Origin of the sequence: Larkinella sp. C7, assembly GCF_006149005.1 — a bacterium.
In the GTDB taxonomy this organism is placed as follows: domain Bacteria; phylum Bacteroidota; class Bacteroidia; order Cytophagales; family Spirosomataceae; genus Larkinella.
The window spans coordinates 266,087-283,864 of record NZ_VBSL01000003.1 but is presented as its reverse complement, the minus strand read 5'-3'; the positions used below and the strand labels follow the sequence as shown (position 1 = coordinate 283,864).

The window sequence follows — 17,778 nt, the reverse complement described above, 5'->3', positions numbered from 1 at the left end:
GTTCATAGGATGAACGCTTCTGCAAACATCAACTACTCAGCTGTTTAGCAGACCATTTTGAATCCTGTCTTCGTTACATCCCATACAGATAAGCGGTTCTTAACTTTACTTTTACCGGTTTTCCCGCCAGTTTACCCGGCACCCATTTGGGCATGGTTCTGAATGCCTCCAGTGCTGCCTCATCACACCCATAGCCCAAACCTTGGGTTACTTTAAAGTTGCCGGGCGTTCCATCTTCATGAATAACAAATTCTAAAAAAACTTTGCCCTGAATCTTATTCTTACGGGCTTCTTTTGGGTAATGATGATTTCCATCCACCAGTTTCATCAGCGCTTTCATTCCACCCGAAAACTGAGGCATTTGATCCACTTTGGTATACACACTATCCGTTGAAACATGCGCATCAACGGTCTGGGCATTAGCTACACTGATCGCAGCAACCAGGATTAGAGCAGATAAATAGAGTGATCCTATCATAGAATTTAAGGTAATAGCTTATACCTCTGCAATATATAAGTAAACTTTATATATTGCAGAAATACAGGTTGGAATCCAATGGGAATTCTTCTATTAAATTCTACGACAAAGCTTAAAGAATCTTCAATTGGTTACAAAAACTCACTCCAGCACCTCCACCCAGCCCTTGCACTGCGTCCCCCGCTGCGTCGTCAGCAGGTAATAATACAAGCCGCCCGGTGCCTCATCTCCCCAGTTGTTCGTGTAATTTTCACTGCGGTAAATCAGTTTGCCCCAGCGGTTAAAAATCTCCAGCTTTGCTCCCGTGAATCCCACGTTGAACACATCGTTTTTCCCGTCGTTGTTGGCCGTTACGACGTTCGGAACCTCACTCATGTTCTCGATAATAACCGGTAGATTGAGTGCCAGACTGCACCCGTTTTTGGAAGCCGTCACAGTAATTTCATACTGCCCGGATTGCGGATATTGATACGGCTCGGGCGAATTAGTCCGCAACGTGTCACCATTGCCCATGATCCACTCCAGGCCGGTGGCACCCGTCGTTTTGTTGACCAGTTCCACTTTCATGGGCCGTCCGCATTCCGAACTGAGCCGCACCTCGGCAACGGGCCGGAAGGAATCATCGGTGGTAATGGTCACATTTTTGGTGGTCGAACACCCATTTTCGTTCGTGATCTTTACGGAATAGGTGGTGGTTTGGGTGGGATTCACCACCGGGTTGCTCACCGTCGCCGTGGTCATTCCCTGCGTGGGCGTCCAGGCGTAGGTGGCTCCCCCTTCCGCCAGCAGTTGAACCGGCTGTCCCGGACAAATCGTAGTGTCTTTGCTGACCTTGAAATTGGTGGGAAAGACTTTAATCACCTTTTTGGCAACATCGACCCGCTTGCAGGTCAGCCGGTTGTAGGCCGTCAGCGTAACCGTGTATTCGCCCGGTTTATCAAACGTATGGCTCACCTGCGCCGGGTTGGTTGAGGTGCCGGTGTCGCCAAAATCCCAAGCGTAGGTAATGCCGCCTTCACTGGTGTTGACGAAATTGAGCGTCAACGGCGTACAACCCTGAATGACGTCTTTCTGCGTTCCCTGATAGGCATCGAAGGTGGCTTTCAGCCGGTCGATGTCGAATTTGAAAGCCGCATTGTTGCAGTTGGGGCTTTTGTTGGTTTGTGACCAGACCTGGGCCGTCGCCGGAAAAGACGTTCCTCCACAGGCACAGGCCGCGTGGTAGATCACCCCACTTTTATCGAACCGGCTGGTTCCGCCATCGACGTGATCACCGCGCCCAGCCGGGTTTTGACTACCGAAATAGGTGGCATACAAAAGCGATTTCCCGCCCTGCTCCAGCAACGCCAGCCAGAAATTGCTGCCATCGGTCGTCCGTCGGAAGGCATCCGCTGTGACGGGCAACCCACGCGTGCTGCTGTTGACGTTGGCACTCCGGATATTCACATTGCCGCCCCAGCCCGACAAATAAATATTGCCGCATTCGTTCACCAGAAAAGCCGTCGGTGAAATATCCGGCCCCACCCGGCCGGAACCGATGACGGTTGAAAAGACGGTTTTTGACAGCGTGGGGTCAAGCGCGTGAATGAACTGCCCGCTCCGGGCGTTTTGATACACACTGTCCGTCACCGCGTACGTTCCCCGGGTTAGGCCAAAAACGTGCGGATTTTCCTGCGGGTCGAGGTCGATGAGGTAAGCGGCATCGTCGGCGTTGGTGCCCAGGTAGGTGCTACGGTCGAGCTGGTTGTTGGTAAATTTGACCAGAAAACCGTCTTCCTGACCGCCAATGGCCGGTTTGAAGGCACCGGCCATACCCGGCAAATCTGCGCTACGAGTGGTCCCAACGGCATACAGCGACCCCGACGCGCCGATTCGCAACGCGTAAGCGACATCGTAACCACTTCCGCCAAAATACGTACTCCAACGCAACTGGCTTAAATCCGGACTCAGTTGCAGCAAAACCGCATCGGCCGGGCCGTTGAGTTTGGGTTGCGGAGCGTTGGCCGTTACCGGGAAATCAGCGGAAAACGACACCGTGGCCACGTAGACATTGTCGTTTTTATCGACCATGATTTCTCCCCGCAGGTCGTCGCCGTAATTGTAGATACCCAGGTATTGATCGGCCACATTGATGCCATCGTTGGCCGAACCGCCGACGTACGTACTGCTTTTCAGGGTCCGGCCGTCGGTGCCGAGGTTGGCTAAAAACAAATCGGTTCCGGTTCGGAAGTAGATGGTTCCGAAAAGACTGCCCGGTTCGGGCAACCCATTCCCGATGGGAATATACCCCGTACCACCCGCAAATTTCCGGCTGTAGGCTGAAGCCGTTGTCGGGAAATTCGCCGATGAGGTAACGCCGTAAATCAGCAGTTCGTTTTTACTGTTCACAATCAGACTGTTAGGCGTTTCTCCGGTCGATCCACCCAGGTAGGTTGCATACAACAGCTGTTTCCCGTCCGGGCTGAATTTCATGATGGCCACATCCATTTCGGCTCCATACCGGGTTTGAAACGCGCCGGTGGTCGGCACAAAACTGGTCCCGTACACGGTTCCGGCCGTGTAGAGGTTGCCGTCGTTGTCGTAGGTGGCCGTGTGCCCCCAGTTGTCGCTGACCGAACCGGAATAGGTTGAAAAGATCAGGGTCGGATCGATGGTGAGCGGTTGCTGTTTGTCGTAGCCATTGGGAAAACGAAACGTGGCGGTTTTATCTTCCAGCACCCAATCGGCCGGGACCTCCGTGGTTTTGTTGTTTTTTTCGGTAAACGAATACGGTTTTTCTTCCCGAAAGGGCAAAAGGCTGGTTTCAATAACCAGTTGTCCCTTTTCCGAACGAACCGACGACGCTCCGTCATACCGCAACCGGATCACCGACGGATCGGCACCCGGTTTTACCAGAAACTCGTATTTCATCGTCTGGTAATAGGCAAACAGCCGCAGGTCGATTCCGGGATAAATATCGTGGTAGATGATTTCGCCAAAAGCCGGAACGGCACTCGCCCAGCGGTTGGAGTCATTCCCCAAAAAATAATTCAGATGTTCGGAAACGCGGTTTTTGCTTTCAATTTGGGCCGTGGGCAGGCTGTTTTGCAGTTGTACATCCACGCCGTGGGCATTCACCAGCGGTTCGGCGCGTTCGGGGGGCGCTGCCGTTCGGGCTGCAGGCTGGTTAACAGGCCCCGCGTGAAGCCGATCCAGGGTTTCGGTATCGTAAAAAACGTAGTGGAGCGACTGCTTTTTCAGGAACAAAAAACCGCCCGGTAATTCGGCCCGGAACAGCACTTCCGGCGACCACTGGCCCTTGTTCTGCACAAACCGTACGGCCCCACCCGGAGCCTCAGCAAAAGCGGAAGAGAGCAGTCCCAAAAGCACGAAAAACAAAGCGAAAGTAAACGTTCTGCACATAGACCGGCGACATCAGTAAAGAATTTCAAGATAATCATTTTAGAGGAAAGAGCCGCGACGGCGGACCGTTGAGACCAGAGAGGAAAGACACCTTCTATCCTACTCAAAATACCAATTCTCTATTCTCTTGTCTAACTTCTTTTGTCTCAATTACCATGACTCCATAACGACGCGAAGAGTTGCAACTGTATGTTCCTGAAAGGCTGTTTTGAGGGACAATTTAGCCCATCAGCAAGCCTGGAAAGAATTACTTCCAGCGGCTGATGTCGATGACGTTGGGGCAGAAATCGTATTCGTCGGGCTGGTTGGAGCCGATCAAGACGAGTTGGTCGGAAAGCAACCGGACGCGCTCGCGGTACCAGGCGACGCCCTGTTTGTCGAGGTTGGACGTGGGTTCGTCCAGCATCACGATGGCGGCTTCGGAGTAAAACGCCAGGCCCAGTTTGACGCGTTGTTTCATGCCCGACGAAAACGCTTTGATTTCCTTGTTCCGGGCGTGGCTCAGATACATCAGTTCGCAAAGCTGGTCGGGCGTAAGCTGGTTTTTAAACGGTTTGAAGGCCTGGTGGAACGTCAGCAATTCGAGGAGCGTCAATTCTTCAATCAGTTCGAGGTACGGAGCCGCTACCACCAGGTGGCGGAACCAGTCGTCAATGTCGACCGGTTTTTCCTGAACCGTATAGTGGATGCTACCTTCCGAAGCGGGCAAAACGCCGGCGAGGGTCTGGAGCAGGGTTGATTTTCCACTGCCGTTCGGGCCGACAAAGGTGTAGCTGTTTCCGGCCCGCATCGTCAGATCAACGTTCCGGAAAATCCACTCGCGCCGGAAGCGCTTGCTGAGTCGTTCGGTGGTAATTTGCATATATTTCAAACAAAAAAATAACGAATGTTAAATATTGAATAACGAATAACGAAATCCGGGTAAAGGCTTCGATATTCAGTATTCAATATTCAGTGTTCGTTATTCAATTCTCCTTACTCTCCCACTTCCCGCCCCGATGGGCCTTTCATGATGCCGCGTTCGGAGTTGCGAATGAAGTTGACGATTTCGTCGCGTTCGTCGGAAGGAGGCAATTCCAGGTCGATGCGGGTGAGCGCTTCGGCGTTGTTCAAGCCACGCAGGTAGACATACCGGTAAATTTCCTGAATCTGGTTGATTTGCTCGTTGGTATAGCCGCGCCGACGCAGCCCCACGGAGTTGATCCCGGCATAGGTGATCGGTTCGCGGGCCGCTTTGGAAAAGGGCGGAACGTCTTTCCGAACCAGCGAACCACCCGAAATGAAGGAATGAATCCCGATTTTAGCGAACTGGTGTACGGCACTGAACGCGCTGATGATCGCCCAGTCGCCGAGTTGAACGTGGCCCGCCATCTGGACGGTATTGCCAATGAGACAGTGGTTCCCAATCCGGCAATCGTGCGCGACGTGCGCATAGGCCATGATCAGGCAATCGCTGCCAATTTCGGTTCGGCGGTGTTCTTCGGTTCCCCGGCTCACCGTAGCGTACTCCCGAATGGTGGTATTATCGCCCACGAAGGTGAGCGTATATTCGCCTTTGAATTTCAAATCCTGGGGAATGGCCGAAATGACGACCCCCGGATAAATGCGACAGTTTTTGCCGATGCGGGCGCCCTCATTAATAACGGCATGGGAGCCGATCCATGTTCCTTCACCGATTTCGACATCTTTATGGATGATTGCAAATGGCTCGATAACAACGTTTTGAGCAATTTTAGAATCAGGATGGATGTATGCAAGTGGTTGAATCATTCAACTTTGTGGTTTAACGTTTTCGGTTTAACGTCTTCCGTTTAAAGCGGGGCGTTGGAATGGAACGCGTCCTTAAACGTTGAAATTCAAACCTTAAACCTATTTTTTCTTAACAAGACTGGCGATCATTTCGGCTTCGCAGACAAGTTGCCCGGCGACGTATCCCCGGCCGGACATTTTGACGATCCCCCGCTTCATGGGCGAGATAAATTCACAACGAAAAATCAGCGTATCGCCCGGAACGACATTCCGGCGAAAACGGCAGTTTTCGATACCGATCAGGTAGGGCCAGTAGTTCTCCGGATCCGGAACGGTGCTCAGCACCAGAATTCCGCCGGTTTGGGCCATCGACTCGAGTTGCAATACACCCGGCATCACCGGATTTCCCGGAAAATGCCCCATGAAATATTGCTCATTCATGGTTACATTCTTCACGCCAACGACGCTGGTTTCGTCCAGAGCGATGATTTTGTCGATCATCTGGAACGGGTAGCGGTGCGGGAGCAGGCTGGCGATTTTGTGAAAATCATACACCGGCGGTTGAGTCGGGTCGTAGGCCGGGCTCGTGTTCGCGGCATTTTTCTGCATCAACTTCTTGATCTTTTTGGCAAAAGCCACATTGGCCGCGTGGCCGGGCCGGGCCGCCAGAATCTGCGCCTTGATGGGCCGCCCCACCAGGGCCAGGTCGCCGACGAGGTCGAGCAGTTTATGGCGGGCCATTTCATTGGGGTAATGCAGATCGAGGTTATTCAGGATTCCCTCCTTCTTATTGACGCTAACTTTCGGTTTGTTCAACAGGTCAGCCAGGTAATCCAGCTCGCCCTCGCGCACATCCCGATCGACAATAACGATGGCGTTGGTCAGATCACCGCCCTTGATCAGGTTCTGTTTGTAGAGCATTTCCAGTTCGTGCAGAAACACAAAGGTTCGGCACATCGCGATCTGCGACGAAAACTGGCTGATGTCATTTAGAAACGCGTGCTGGCTCGTGATGACCCGCGAGTTGTAGTCCACCATGACGGTGAGCCGATAGTCGTTGAGCGGTAAAGCAGCAATTTCAATGTCTTTTTCGGAATTCTTGTAATGAACGTATTCGTTGATTTCGAAGTAGTTACGGTACGCATTCTGTTCTTCAATTCCGGCATCCTGCAAGGCTTCGATGAACTTGATCGAGCTGCCGTCCATGATGGGCGGTTCGGGGCCGTCGAGCTGAATCAGAATGTTGTCGAGTTGCAACCCGACCAGCGAGGCCAGGGCATGTTCGACGGTATGAATCCGCGCGCCGTTCTGCTCCAGGGTGGTGCCGCGGGACAGATCGACCACATTATCGACATCCGCATCGACAATCGGCTGACCCGGCAAATCGACGCGTTGAAATTTGTAACCGTGATGGGCGGGTGCGGGCAGGAACGTCATCGTTGCCGTAACGCCTGTATGCAACCCCACACCTGAGACCGATACCGATTTTTGAATTGTTTGCTGTTTGGTATTCATTCCGTAAGCTTCTGACCAGAAGACTATTATCGTCACTTCATAACGGCTATTCCGTAGGAAACCGTTCGTTTGTAACTACTGATTGTTTAGTTTATTTTCTAACACCCCGATGCGTTTTTCGAGTGACGGCAGCCGTTGAAAAACAAGGGCCGATCGCAAGCTGTCTTTGACATCGAAAGCGGGCATGCCATTGAGCGACAATCCCTCTTCTTTCACGGACTTGGTAACGCCCGACCGACCGCCCACTTTCGTGCGGTTGGCTAGGACAATGTGACCGGTGATACCGCTTTGTCCGCCAATGACGCAGTTTTCGCCAATTTTAGCGGAACCGGCAATGCCACACTGGGCCGCAATAACCGTGTTTCGGCCAATTTCAACGTTGTGTCCCACCTGAATCAGGTTGTCCAGCTTGACGCCTTTCCGGATGATGGTGGAACCCACCGTGGCGCAATCGATGGTGGTGTTGGCCCCAATGCTAACGTTGTCTTCAATGATGACGTTGCCCAACTGCGGAATCGCCCGGTAGCTTCCGTCGGGTTCGGGGGCAAACCCAAACCCTTCGCTGCCAATCACCGCATTCGGTTTAATGACGCACTGCTGACCAATTACCGTATTGTCGATGATCCTTGCACCGGCATGAATGATCGTGTTGTCTCCGATGGTAACGTTGTTACCAATATAGGCCTGTGGGTATATTTTGACATTGCTGCCAATCAGGCAATTTTCTCCAATGTACGAAAAAGCCCCGCGGTAGACCCGGTCACCGATCCGGCTGGTTTCGGCCATAAAGGAAGGTTGCTCCACGCCAATTTTTTCTGTGGGCTGGAGCCGGTTTACGTGCTCCAGTAACTTGGTAAAAGCGGAATAGGAGTTATCTACGAAAATTAAGGTTGCCTGAACGGGTTGCCGGGGTTGAAAAGACTGATTGACAATGACGGCTGACGCGGCTGTTGTATACAGATACTGTTCGTATTTCAGATTCGCTAAAAAAGAGATGCTGCCTTCCTTACCCTCTTCAATTTTGGACAGTTGACTGATTTTCAGAGATTCATTCCCATCAACTGTACCGCCGAGCAGGGCAGCAATCTGCTTCACTGTAAATTCCATAGAGTTGACGTCGTCGTCGTTGGGGCTATGTAAGACTCGGATATTTGTGCCGCTAAGGTAGAGAACAAATTGAACTATACCAACCGAACCGGTTGCTGGGTCAGGTTTTTCGCCCAGCAGAGGTAGTATCGCCTGACCATATTGGTCAGGGCTTTAATACCGGGCAGATCGGACGCATCGGCAATGTCAATAATACGATCATCTTTCAGCTTGATATTTATATTATCGATAGACGGTAAATAGGCTGAATTAGTGGCAACGCCTTCGACCAGAAAATAGGACAATTCGTCCTGCTGAATTCCGGCTTCCAGCAATTGCTGCTCAATTTCACGTACCAGATCCCCGGCAAAAGGCTGATCCGACAGAATGATTTTAAACAGCCGCCGGTCGAGCAGCATCTGGCACAGCGTAGACAAAACCCGGTCGGGATGTCGGCTCCAGAATTTGACCGACGTCCAGATGTCGTAATCGTCCAGTTGCGTAAACGCGTTCAAATAGTCCGGATTCTGTTGAAAGTCTTCCATCGTGATCGGTTTTGACAGAAACGTGTGCAGGGCGGGGGTCGTAAAAACCGCCGTTTCGCGGTCCTGACCCGACCCGGTTTGTGTAAGCAAAAACCGCGCCCGTCGGATAATCTGCACCAGCATCGATTCGGCGCAGAGCGACGTTTTGTGCAGATACACCTGCCAGTACATGAGCCGCCGGGAACTCAGAAAGTTTTCGATGCTCAGAATCCCCTTGGCTTCCACCACCAGATGGTCGTCGACGAGGTCGAGCATTTTGATGATGCGATCCGCGCCGATGGTTCCTTCGGCCACGCCCGTGTAGAAACAATCGCGGTTGAGGTAATCCATCCGATCCATGTCCAACTGACTGGAAATCAACTGGTGGAAAAACGGCCGGGGATAGGTTCCCTCAAACATCTGAATGGCAATCGACAGGCCACCGTTGAATTGCCGGTTCAGGTCTTCCATCAGCAGCAACGACAGGCGCTCGTGCGGAATGCCTTGCAGGATGGTGTATTCCAGGACGTGGGAAAACGGCCCGTGGCCAATGTCGTGCAGCAGAATGGCGATTTGGGCGGCATCGCATTCCGGTTCCGAAATCCGGTGGCCTTTGCCGCGCAGGGTCTGGATGGCCTGCCCCATCAGGTGCATGGCGCCCAGGGCGTGGTGAAACCGGGTGTGCAAGGCCCCGGGATACACCAGTTCCGACAGTCCCAGTTGCTTGATCCGCCGGAGCCGCTGAAAATACGGGTGTTCGACCAGATCGAACGTCAACTCGTTCGGGATGGTAATAAACCCGTAGACGGGGTCATTCAGGATCTTTTTTTTGTTCTGGGAAGCCAACTGGAATGGGACCGGTTTTCAGACAAATATACGCCAAAATGGAGTAGAGTGTTGCACAACGCCAGCGAGACCATCCAATTGGGCGACTTTTGTGGTTACGATTTGAAGCGGAAGTCGATTTTTGTATATTTGCAGACGCTTTGCCCCAGGGTCGGAGCCCCGGTTTTCCGGTGCGGGCCTATAGCTCATTCGGTTAGAGCAACTGACTCATAATCAGTAGGTGCTTGGTTCGATTCCAAGTGGGCCCACGAAACAAGTCAAAAAGTGCCCATACGCGCCGTATGGGCACTTTTTTTATTCCTAATTCCATTCCTAATCTCTTTTTCAACCCCTTTCATTCCTAATTCATTCCTAATGGGAAACGTCCAAGACTTTTTCAAAAAGGTTATTATCAAAGACGATTACGTGAAGACTGACGGCACGTCAGCACTGTACATCTATGTCGCTATCAATGGCTCTAAGGTTCGAATTCCATTAAAGCTTGCATGGCCACCCAATTATTTCGACAAGGCAGCAGGGAAGCTTTTGCCTCGATCAAAAGACGATAAGGATTATGCCGATTTAAACATGATGATTGAAACCTAAATGGGGAAAATCAACGAAATTTTTAAGACGTTCCGATTGGCAGGGAGAGATTTGAGTATTGAGATACTGGAGCGAGAGTACTACAATTTTAGGAAGCGGAATTGCTTTTTGCAATATATAGACATGGAGTCAAAAGAGCGATATAAGCGAAAGAAAATCGAAAAGGCTACCTACGACTGCAACCAGGTTGCACTCAACAAATTAAATGCGTTCTGGGTAAGTGAATGCAACAGAAAAAACCAGAACGCTGTGGTAACTGAAGAAAATCGGTTTCCAGTCCCCCTCCCCTTCAGTCAGCTTTCCGTGAAGTTGCTGGAAAACTATGTAGCCTACTGCAAAAATCTATACGGAAACTCCCCGATCACCATATCAAAGAATTTGCGTGACTTCAAAACGTACATCAATCGGGCACAAAATGACAAGCATGTTTTCGACAACCCCTTCAATAAATTCAAATATAAAGCGACTGAACCTCTCCCGAATGCTCATACTGAAGATGAGTTAGTGGCCCTTCTCAAATTATTGAATCACCCTGTTACAACTGAGTCCTGGAAAAAGGTTTTACAACATTACTTATACAGTTGCTTTACGGGTCTACGAATCTCTGACATTCTGGCTGTCGGCCATAGCAATATCCAGGATGGTTGGTTGGTCCTAAAACCTCATAAAACCCGTCGCTGGGACAAGACGGTACGGATTCCACTTCATCCCATCTGCCAGAAATTTATCACGTCCACGACCGGAAAATTATTTAAAACTTTTTCAGAGCAATACATCAACCGGATTTTGAAGGAAATTGGAAAATACCTGAATATTCCATTTGAACCTTCCACTCATACAGCCAGGCACACGTTCGGAACCATTTTTATTGAACTGGGTGGCGATGTCGTAACCCTGAAAGATTATATGGGCCATTCTGACATTGGAACGACCATGAAATACGTCCACATCAGCGAGAAGCGGAAGAAAGAAAAGATCAACGTGTTTGATAAACTGTTTGCTAAGCCAGACAAGGATGGCAAAAAGAAAAGAGGGACTTAAACGATTTTCCTATAAAACAGAACATTCTTTGGTTGGTGAGCCGCTGCACCTGGTTGATACCGACCAGGTCCGGCGCTCGAGCGACCGCCGGTGGATGCTTTGCGAGGAAACCACCCAAAGATTGTTCTGTTTTTCTCACACCCGCCACAAGTCCACTTCCCCCGGAATGACCCCGCCTTTCGATCCCAGCTCCATTTTGAGCGACCCCACCAGGTAATGCACGCCCTGGAGTGGTTTTGTAACTAAAAATTGAGAACAAAAGCTAATTCGATTTAAATATTTTGTTAATACGATTTTGTATTGAAAAAATACCAATAGGAAAAATCCAAAGTAATAAAAATTCTGGTACTGATTCGCCAAATTGTGAGATCTTATTGTTTTCAACGCTTTTTAAGTACTTGGCTACAAAATATGCACAGTAAATAAAACTGAATACATAAAGCATTTGCAATCTATTAATAATAATATCAATGGATATATAAGATAATTTGTCAGGGGTAATAAAATAAGAACCAACTACTATTGATGCGAATAGTATCATGAGTACGGGTATAAATAGACTGACTTTAAACATTAACAATTCTAGTTTATGGGATGCGTTCGACTCTCTAAACAAGTTACTGCCAACTACCCAGAACCACGTAGATAAACATAGTAATATCCAAACTCCTGCTAAGCCGGTAATGGAAGCCCCTAGAAAAGGGTCTTCGAATGGAATAAAATTAATGAGTAGTATTGGGACATAAGTGGCTAGAAATATTTGCCAGTGTTTTATCTTCAGAACAAAACCCATGATTAACAATGCTGAAATATATTATATAAGTATCTTTATATTAAGGAAATAAGTACAGAACGGTTAGAATGATCGTCGAGGCAAATCATTAAATAAAATTATATTCTCCTGTTATCCATTTACCCTTAAAAACAGTATTAACCACATTGTAATCCGGAAATATTAGAAAAATGCAGATGACACTCACTTTATCATTAAAGGTTATTGCAAAATAAAAATAGCTTTCTGAAGGAAGTTGCTTAATCCCAAAATTCTCAATATTCTTCGATCCTACTATCTTGATTGAACTAATGTCAGAAAGAGATCGATAAATACTGAGGGTGTCATTTGTTATCGTAATCCAGCCGTCAGAAATCGTGACCATCTTGTTCTTATCTTTTCGGTAATAGTCTATATGAAGCGGCAGAAATGAAATATGCAAAGGTTATGGCAGAAGAGTGAAGTTGAAGGTAATATACCGTTCCGATTATGCCAAATATGATCAACAATACATACCTAACAGCCTTGATATGATTGCCTAAGGTTTGCTTAAATATCATCTGTCTAAGTATTATATAAGTGCATTTATGTTTGGCTGACCCTACTATTTATCATGAAAATCGGGTATAAATTCTTTACCTCCAGCAGAGTTAAAGTTTTTGATAAACTTCTCTAATACCTCGAACGGAATAACATGCTTAAAAGAAGTGTACTGAATTGTCTTAGTACCATCATTCCTAAAGAGTTCAGACAAAAGAATACGTTCAGTCAGTAAATGTTCCCATAGCTCCCAGCAAAGGCCATCGCGGTCTACATCACTAGAAACGATTATCTCAAATGATCTACTTTCAACTTCGAAAATCTGCAACATATTCTGTTGCATAATGTAGCGTTAAGATAATTAGTACGCAAATATCATACTATTTCTATCATTCCGTCCCTTCTATTTTATAGATATTAATTCTCAAAACGCTGCTTAATAGCCTGCATAATCGGCTCAGGCAACGCTTCCAGCAGTTTCGCCGACGTGCTGCAGATCAGTTTCCCCCACGCCGGATTGTAAAACGCGTTCCGGCTTTTGCGGCTCCGGCCCGAATCCCGGAGTTGGGCGTGCTGCCGCATACTGGCCCGGATTCCCCAGGCGATGCGGTTGATCGCCCGGCTGTCGGGAATGATCGCCCGGCGTTTGGCATCACTGAGGTAGCCGGGAACGTACTGAAAATTCTCCACCCCAATCTGTTGAACAAAGTCTTCCATCACCGCGATGGGCGGCATTTAGCTTGCGCATGTCTTTGAACCGCCCGTAGCCCGCAAAGCCAATCGAAAATTCGGCGTACAGGTCTTTGGCCAGCACCGCCGTTTGCAGGTGCTGCGACCGGAGCAGATCACCCATCAGCACAAAACCGGCATCCTGCACCCGGCGCTGCATCACCTGCAACGCTTCCTGCACGATACCGGCCACCACGTCGCCGGCGATCCGCTCAAACTCGTCCTGGGTCAGTTGAATCGGGAGCATTAGAAGTCCGCGGCCGACCGCGATGAAGCCAGCACCACGAGTCAGCTGGCGATTATTGAGGCTCCGGTCGAGGATTACACCACCCCAATGCAGCAGGCCGTATAATCGCGATGATCATTAATGGAACGGTTTTGAGGTTCGGAATAGCAGTCGCGCCCTGAAACGACCGGCCTCCCTGAATGTACGGGCCTCTCTCATGGCGGAAGTGATGAGAAAGATTGCAGCCTACGTCCTGATCGATGAGAAACCCGTTGTGTCTTCCGGACCCAGCGGAACCGGTCTTGAGGTAGGAATTGCGTTTATGACCCTGCATCGGGACAGCTACAAAAAGGTGCTGGCTTTACTGCTGGAACTCGCCAGGGATGATAAGGAGAATGCAACGCATCGGCAGATTCGGGCGATTATGGAACAGGGGTAAATTGATCTGTATTCGTGACAGCTTCAGTACCCTGATTTGCAAAGAGACCCTTTCTTAAACTGATTCATCCGTCAAGCGGTAAAGTCCAGTAAACCGACGTTTTATAAGTCGTCAACCGGACTTGATTTCGGACTTTAATTTGCAGAACGAGTTGTTTTTCACTATTGAACACCAAAGCTCTATACTTCAAATCTTCAGCCAATTGTTACCTAATCCCAGGTTTTATGGAATTCATAAATCTTGCAGGGGCTCGTAATAGACAAAAATCTAGCAACGCCTATTTATTAAGATGATTCTCCTGACTGATGGGAACTTTACTTTTCAGGTGGACCTCAATCTCTGGCTTAACGTCGGCCAACGCCTTAATGAAACTCATCTTGTCGATTGGTGAAATAAGAACACTATCGTATTGATTGTAGATTAGTTCGATTCGATCAAGCGAGAGTGCAGGTGAACTAATAGGATTACGGGTTTCGACGATCTTCCTGATGGAATCAATTTTAAGTGACTTATTAAAGAATAATCCGGATTTGATTTGTATGGTATGGCCGTCAATTGTATAGGAAGTCGTCATAAACAGATGCCCAATAAAAAGGGCGATGATCATGATAATACCGACTCCTTCCCAGATTCCTTTGTAAACCATTAAACTTCCAATACCAATAAACAGGATTGAAAATGGGATCATTAGCTCAAGTCCGATTTTGGATTTTTGTGCTGTCATTAGTACCAATTTTAGAATCGTCCAATACTTAATAAGGAGCTAGGAGGAATAAGCTGCAAAACAATATCCTGCGCCCAGGTCTAGGTGACTCAAATTTACTTTTTTCGAGCAGGGGAACAAATCATTTAAGTCAATATAAACCTCCGTTTCGCAACTGATGAATGCGCTGAACACCCCTGACGGTCGGCCAAGGTGCGGCAATGAGTGATTTTATTGTATAATTTTTGCCGGGGGCACCTCGCTCGGGCCATTGGCCATGTTCCATCAATATGTCGGGCAATTCAGTGTATAACGGTCAATCAGGAGCAAATCCGGCTGCTGGGGTCTTTTTACATAATCAACTTTGTAGACACGGCCTTCCGCTTCGTGGAGATAGTGAACCTTTACATCGGCGGTGTCTCCATTCTGGTCCTTACTTTGGTATTCAGTCAGCAAATTGGCATCCGACTTGCCATTGAACGGATAAATAGCTGGAATCGGATTGGCTTTGGTGATGTCAAATTTGTAGTCATAGACCAGATAGCTACTTCCGGCATAATAAGGCCCTTCGACGAATTTGATCACGTTTCCGTTCGATACCGTATATGTTTGGGAATAGGCATCGTAACGACGTTCGACCACGAACCCATTTTCGTAGGTTACTTTCGGGTCGATCACAAGCCCATCGCTCGTCAGTTGTAAGGTTCTGACCAGCGTGTCGGGTTTCGGTCGAACGGGCAAATCCTGGATAGTGGTTACGATAATCTTGCCGGGTTCATAGCTGTATTCATTGTAAAAGGTGGCCCCTGAAAAGGCACGCGGGGTTTGGTTAACGGTTCTTTTAACCCGGCCCTGCGAATCGTACTCATAGGTTGTAATAGCGTCAGGCCCACCGACAGCATACGAATCGTCACCGATCTTGATGATGCCCAGCACCGGCCAGGTATACAGCCGCCCGGTTACAACCTGACCAATTGTAACAGTTTCACCGGGTGCCAATTTGTAATAATCGAGGCCGTCCAGAAATTCAGTAACCTGACAGGAGTCGGATGACGGAATCACATGGTCCTGAACCGAGCAGGCACCAAGCAGGAGAACAAACCACAGGGGTAAGATAAACCGAAGCGATTTTGGCATGGCTTGAACAGATTATAGGTTTAGAAGGGGACGTATTCTAACTAAAGGATGAAGACACAGTTGTTACAGGAAAGGTTGGAAACCGTAAGATAAAATTGCGACACCGAGTCTATCCGAAAATAAGGAAGGCTGAACAAAAAATGCTCTGGCGAAGGCCGAAGAAACCGCCTTTTCAGTCGGATTACTTTGTAAAGTGCTGGCTGCCAGCAAAAGTAGCTATTGTGCTTATGGAACGGGATAACCTTTATACAAGCGATTCATGATCAACCCACGACAACGGCGATTGATTACGATCTTCCTGTATGGTTCAATATTTTGCAAAGCCAAAAAAAGAGAGGTGGCCATTGCGGAACACCTCTCTTTCTAAACTTCAAAAATTGATTAATTCTGCACAGCCAACGGGTTGTACAAAATTTCATCTTCGGGAATCTGAAGGGTCATCTTGGCTACCGGTAAACTGGACTTGGTAACATGGTTGTCAGAGCTGGCTCTGTCCACAGGGATATTCCAGCGCTTGTTGTTGTAGAACTCGCGGCCGCCTTCACCCCATAGTTCGATGCGGGTTTGTAGCTGCACCATTTGTAAAGTGGTGAGCCCCTGCATCGCAGGATAAGTAGCCGTAGTTAGCGGTGTCATTCCTGTTTTGGTACGGGCCGCCAACAGCCTGTCGAGCGTTGCTTTGGCCGCAGCTTCTGTAGCTGGCGACATCGCTTCCGCTTCCGCTTTCATAAGCAGTACTTCCGAAGAACGCATGTAAAACGCCGTTGAAGCGCCCACATCAATTTTGTTGTTGCTGTTCAATCCGTGGGTAGCTGCAAATTTTAGGTTCGTGTAAGAAGGGATAAAGGCAACCGTGTTGTTTGGCGGATAGGTATAGTTGCCAAGTGGTGCCAGCGAAAAGGCATCTTTACGGAAATCATTGGGTGCTATTTTTTCATACAGTCGGTTATCAATCCGCTTGTAAGCCCTTTCCAGTCCTCCGTTACCTCTACCGTAGGGATTCATGTAAGCGGTAAAGTACGTGTTGGCAGCACCAAGCGGGAAACCTAAAATGACCTCCGGATTTTGCGCATTATTGAGAAAGCCATTGGTTTCCGGCCTGATTTCGGGAGCTGCTGCGGTGCCTATGTTCTTACCTCCGTACTGTACCTGGCTCAGCAGCGTGGGATACTTTGCCAGAATCTCATTGCACGCACTGATCGCAGTAGCCCAGTCCCCCGTCCAGATCGATACACGTGCCAGCAGGAAATTGGCCACAGCCAGATCGATATCGGTTATATCAGCCGTATAGCCAACCCCAGCCTCTTTGAACAAGGCAATGGCACGGTTCAGGTCGCTTTTGATAAAGGCATACGTTTCTACAGCAGAGGAACGAGGCTTGTTTTCCTGAGTGGGTTGAAACCGGTCATACAACGGAAGGCCAAGTTTGTCCTTTCCGCCCTGCAGGAAGGCGTCCTGATAATTTTCCATTAGGTAGTTGTACCCATAGGCTCTGGCAAACAATCCTCTGGCTTTACATTCCTTCAGAAAGTTGTTGCTGGCCACGGTTTCATCCGGAAGATAATTGAGCATCTGGTTAGCAGTAGTAATACAAAACCAGCCATACCTCCAGTAATTAGCATTCTTTGCGTTGGCAGATCCAATGAAGTCACCGAGCTGATATTCGATTGAACCGAAGAGTACGTTCAGCCCTTCCTGATCGCCCAGAATGATATCATTTCCTTCAATAGAACGATTGACATCCAGTCCCTGACTGGAATAATACATGTCCGCAACGCCCGCACCTGTGGCACCTGCGTTGTTGAACAGCAGGGGCATGGCGTTGGCCATTCCACCCATGACGATCCGGATCTTGGCCTCGTCACCCGACGCCAGAAGTTCGGCTATTTGCTTGTCGGTAATGCTGTGGGGGGGCTCCACTTCCAGCTTATCGGCACACCCAGAAAATAGCAGCATACCCGAAACTGCCAAACCCGTTATCCATTTATTTAGAATACTCATCTTTC

At 48.8% G+C, this 17,778-nt stretch carries 16 protein-coding genes and 1 tRNA gene; 4 read left to right on the top strand and 13 right to left on the bottom strand.

Annotation, left to right across the window (positions count from 1 at the left end):
* Nucleotides 1–73: 73 nt before the first annotated feature.
* The 7 genes from FH871_RS09510 to FH871_RS09480 all read right to left on the bottom strand — a co-directional run bounded on the left by FH871_RS09510 (nt 74) and on the right by FH871_RS09480 (nt 9,600).
* A complete protein-coding gene (locus FH871_RS09510) occupies nt 74–478 on the bottom strand; it encodes an energy transducer TonB (RefSeq protein WP_138991207.1) in 405 nt (134 codons plus the stop codon).
* A 141-nt stretch (nt 479–619) separates the two neighbouring features.
* A complete protein-coding gene (locus FH871_RS09505; protein ID WP_229317168.1) occupies nt 620–3,847 on the bottom strand; it encodes a gliding motility-associated C-terminal domain-containing protein in 3,228 nt (1,075 codons plus the stop codon).
* Nucleotides 3,848–4,127: 280 nt separating this feature from the next.
* The gene (locus FH871_RS09500; protein ID WP_138991205.1) at nt 4,128–4,742 is read right to left on the bottom strand and encodes an ATP-binding cassette domain-containing protein; all 615 of its coding nucleotides are present in this window, start codon (nt 4,740–4,742) and stop codon (nt 4,128–4,130) included.
* Nucleotides 4,743–4,855: 113 nt separating this feature from the next.
* The gene (gene lpxA, locus FH871_RS09495) at nt 4,856–5,650 is read right to left on the bottom strand and encodes an acyl-ACP--UDP-N-acetylglucosamine O-acyltransferase (protein WP_114407409.1); all 795 of its coding nucleotides are present in this window, start codon (nt 5,648–5,650) and stop codon (nt 4,856–4,858) included.
* Nucleotides 5,651–5,749: 99 nt separating this feature from the next.
* Nucleotides 5,750–7,144 (bottom strand): bifunctional UDP-3-O-[3-hydroxymyristoyl] N-acetylglucosamine deacetylase/3-hydroxyacyl-ACP dehydratase, encoded by a 1,395-nt coding sequence (locus FH871_RS09490; protein WP_138991204.1) that lies wholly within the window; start codon nt 7,142–7,144, stop codon nt 5,750–5,752.
* A gap of 75 nt (nt 7,145–7,219) precedes the next feature.
* Nucleotides 7,220–8,251, bottom strand: coding sequence for a UDP-3-O-(3-hydroxymyristoyl)glucosamine N-acyltransferase (lpxD, locus tag FH871_RS09485; protein WP_138991203.1), 1,032 nt, complete (start codon nt 8,249–8,251; stop codon nt 7,220–7,222).
* 74 nt (nt 8,252–8,325) lie between these two features.
* Nucleotides 8,326–9,600 carry an HD domain-containing protein gene (locus FH871_RS09480; protein ID WP_138991202.1) on the bottom strand — a complete coding sequence of 425 codons (1,275 nt, stop codon included), beginning with the start codon at nt 9,598–9,600 and terminating at the stop codon, nt 8,326–8,328.
* A 174-nt stretch (nt 9,601–9,774) separates the two neighbouring features.
* Here FH871_RS09480 and FH871_RS09475 point away from each other — a divergent pair.
* The 3 genes from FH871_RS09475 to FH871_RS09465 all read left to right on the top strand — a co-directional run bounded on the left by FH871_RS09475 (nt 9,775) and on the right by FH871_RS09465 (nt 11,226).
* Nucleotides 9,775–9,848, top strand: a tRNA-Ile gene (locus tag FH871_RS09475).
* Between the two features lie 106 nt (nt 9,849–9,954).
* On the top strand, nt 9,955–10,185 hold the full coding sequence (locus tag FH871_RS09470) for an Arm DNA-binding domain-containing protein (protein ID WP_138991201.1): 231 nt from the start codon (nt 9,955–9,957) through the stop codon (nt 10,183–10,185).
* On the top strand, nt 10,186–11,226 hold the full coding sequence (locus FH871_RS09465) for a site-specific integrase (protein WP_138991200.1): 1,041 nt from the start codon (nt 10,186–10,188) through the stop codon (nt 11,224–11,226).
* 1,376 nt (nt 11,227–12,602) lie between these two features.
* Here the strand turns inward: FH871_RS09465 and FH871_RS09460 are convergent.
* The 3 genes from FH871_RS09460 to FH871_RS33760 form a co-directional block, all read right to left on the bottom strand.
* Entirely contained in the window at nt 12,603–12,881 is a 279-nt protein-coding gene (locus FH871_RS09460) for a hypothetical protein (RefSeq protein WP_138991199.1), read from the bottom strand.
* Nucleotides 12,882–12,955: 74 nt separating this feature from the next.
* The gene (locus FH871_RS33765; protein WP_229317164.1) at nt 12,956–13,255 is read right to left on the bottom strand and encodes a hypothetical protein; all 300 of its coding nucleotides are present in this window, start codon (nt 13,253–13,255) and stop codon (nt 12,956–12,958) included.
* Nucleotides 13,191–13,514 carry a hypothetical protein gene (locus FH871_RS33760; protein ID WP_229317163.1) on the bottom strand — a complete coding sequence of 108 codons (324 nt, stop codon included), beginning with the start codon at nt 13,512–13,514 and terminating at the stop codon, nt 13,191–13,193. The genes FH871_RS33765 and FH871_RS33760 overlap by 65 nt, the downstream gene beginning before the upstream one ends.
* Before the next feature lie 208 nt (nt 13,515–13,722).
* Here FH871_RS33760 and FH871_RS09450 point away from each other — a divergent pair, with 208 nt between their 5' ends.
* Complete coding sequence (locus FH871_RS09450; RefSeq protein WP_138991198.1) at nt 13,723–13,932, top strand: hypothetical protein; 210 nt, start codon at nt 13,723–13,725, stop codon at nt 13,930–13,932.
* Between the two features lie 277 nt (nt 13,933–14,209).
* On the opposite strand, the gene FH871_RS09445 is transcribed toward FH871_RS09450, so the two are convergent.
* The 3 genes from FH871_RS09445 to FH871_RS09435 all read right to left on the bottom strand — a co-directional run bounded on the left by FH871_RS09445 (nt 14,210) and on the right by FH871_RS09435 (nt 17,773).
* On the bottom strand, nt 14,210–14,656 hold the full coding sequence (locus tag FH871_RS09445) for a PH domain-containing protein (RefSeq protein WP_138991197.1): 447 nt from the start codon (nt 14,654–14,656) through the stop codon (nt 14,210–14,212).
* A 264-nt stretch (nt 14,657–14,920) separates the two neighbouring features.
* Nucleotides 14,921–15,772 (bottom strand): hypothetical protein, encoded by an 852-nt coding sequence (locus FH871_RS09440; RefSeq protein WP_138991196.1) that lies wholly within the window; start codon nt 15,770–15,772, stop codon nt 14,921–14,923.
* A 381-nt stretch (nt 15,773–16,153) separates the two neighbouring features.
* Nucleotides 16,154–17,773 (bottom strand): RagB/SusD family nutrient uptake outer membrane protein, encoded by a 1,620-nt coding sequence (locus FH871_RS09435; RefSeq protein ID WP_138991195.1) that lies wholly within the window; start codon nt 17,771–17,773, stop codon nt 16,154–16,156.
* Nucleotides 17,774–17,778: the final 5 nt, after the last annotated feature.

What these genes read in the sequence shown, in the direction of transcription:
- FH871_RS09440 (WP_138991196.1), bottom strand. Translation starts at nt 15,772, where the DNA reads ATGCCAAAATCGCTTCGGTTTATCTTACCCCTGTGGTTTGTTCTCCTG.
- FH871_RS09445 (WP_138991197.1), bottom strand. Translation starts at nt 14,656, where the DNA reads ATGACAGCACAAAAATCCAAAATCGGACTTGAGCTAATGATCCCATTT.
- FH871_RS33765 (WP_229317164.1), bottom strand. Translation starts at nt 13,255, where the DNA reads ATGGAAGACTTTGTTCAACAGATTGGGGTGGAGAATTTTCAGTACGTT.
- FH871_RS09500 (WP_138991205.1), bottom strand. Translation starts at nt 4,742, where the DNA reads ATGCAAATTACCACCGAACGACTCAGCAAGCGCTTCCGGCGCGAGTGG.
- FH871_RS09470 (WP_138991201.1), top strand. Translation starts at nt 9,955, where the DNA reads ATGGGAAACGTCCAAGACTTTTTCAAAAAGGTTATTATCAAAGACGAT.
- FH871_RS09490 (WP_138991204.1), bottom strand. Translation starts at nt 7,144, where the DNA reads ATGAATACCAAACAGCAAACAATTCAAAAATCGGTATCGGTCTCAGGT.
- lpxA (WP_114407409.1), bottom strand. Translation starts at nt 5,650, where the DNA reads ATGATTCAACCACTTGCATACATCCATCCTGATTCTAAAATTGCTCAA.
- FH871_RS09450 (WP_138991198.1), top strand. Translation starts at nt 13,723, where the DNA reads ATGAGAAAGATTGCAGCCTACGTCCTGATCGATGAGAAACCCGTTGTG.
- FH871_RS09435 (WP_138991195.1), bottom strand. Translation starts at nt 17,773, where the DNA reads ATGAGTATTCTAAATAAATGGATAACGGGTTTGGCAGTTTCGGGTATG.
- FH871_RS09460 (WP_138991199.1), bottom strand. Translation starts at nt 12,881, where the DNA reads ATGCAACAGAATATGTTGCAGATTTTCGAAGTTGAAAGTAGATCATTT.
- FH871_RS33760 (WP_229317163.1), bottom strand. Translation starts at nt 13,514, where the DNA reads ATGCTCCCGATTCAACTGACCCAGGACGAGTTTGAGCGGATCGCCGGC.
- FH871_RS09465 (WP_138991200.1), top strand. Translation starts at nt 10,186, where the DNA reads ATGGGGAAAATCAACGAAATTTTTAAGACGTTCCGATTGGCAGGGAGA.
- lpxD (WP_138991203.1), bottom strand. Translation starts at nt 8,251, where the DNA reads ATGGAATTTACAGTGAAGCAGATTGCTGCCCTGCTCGGCGGTACAGTT.
- FH871_RS09510 (WP_138991207.1), bottom strand. Translation starts at nt 478, where the DNA reads ATGATAGGATCACTCTATTTATCTGCTCTAATCCTGGTTGCTGCGATC.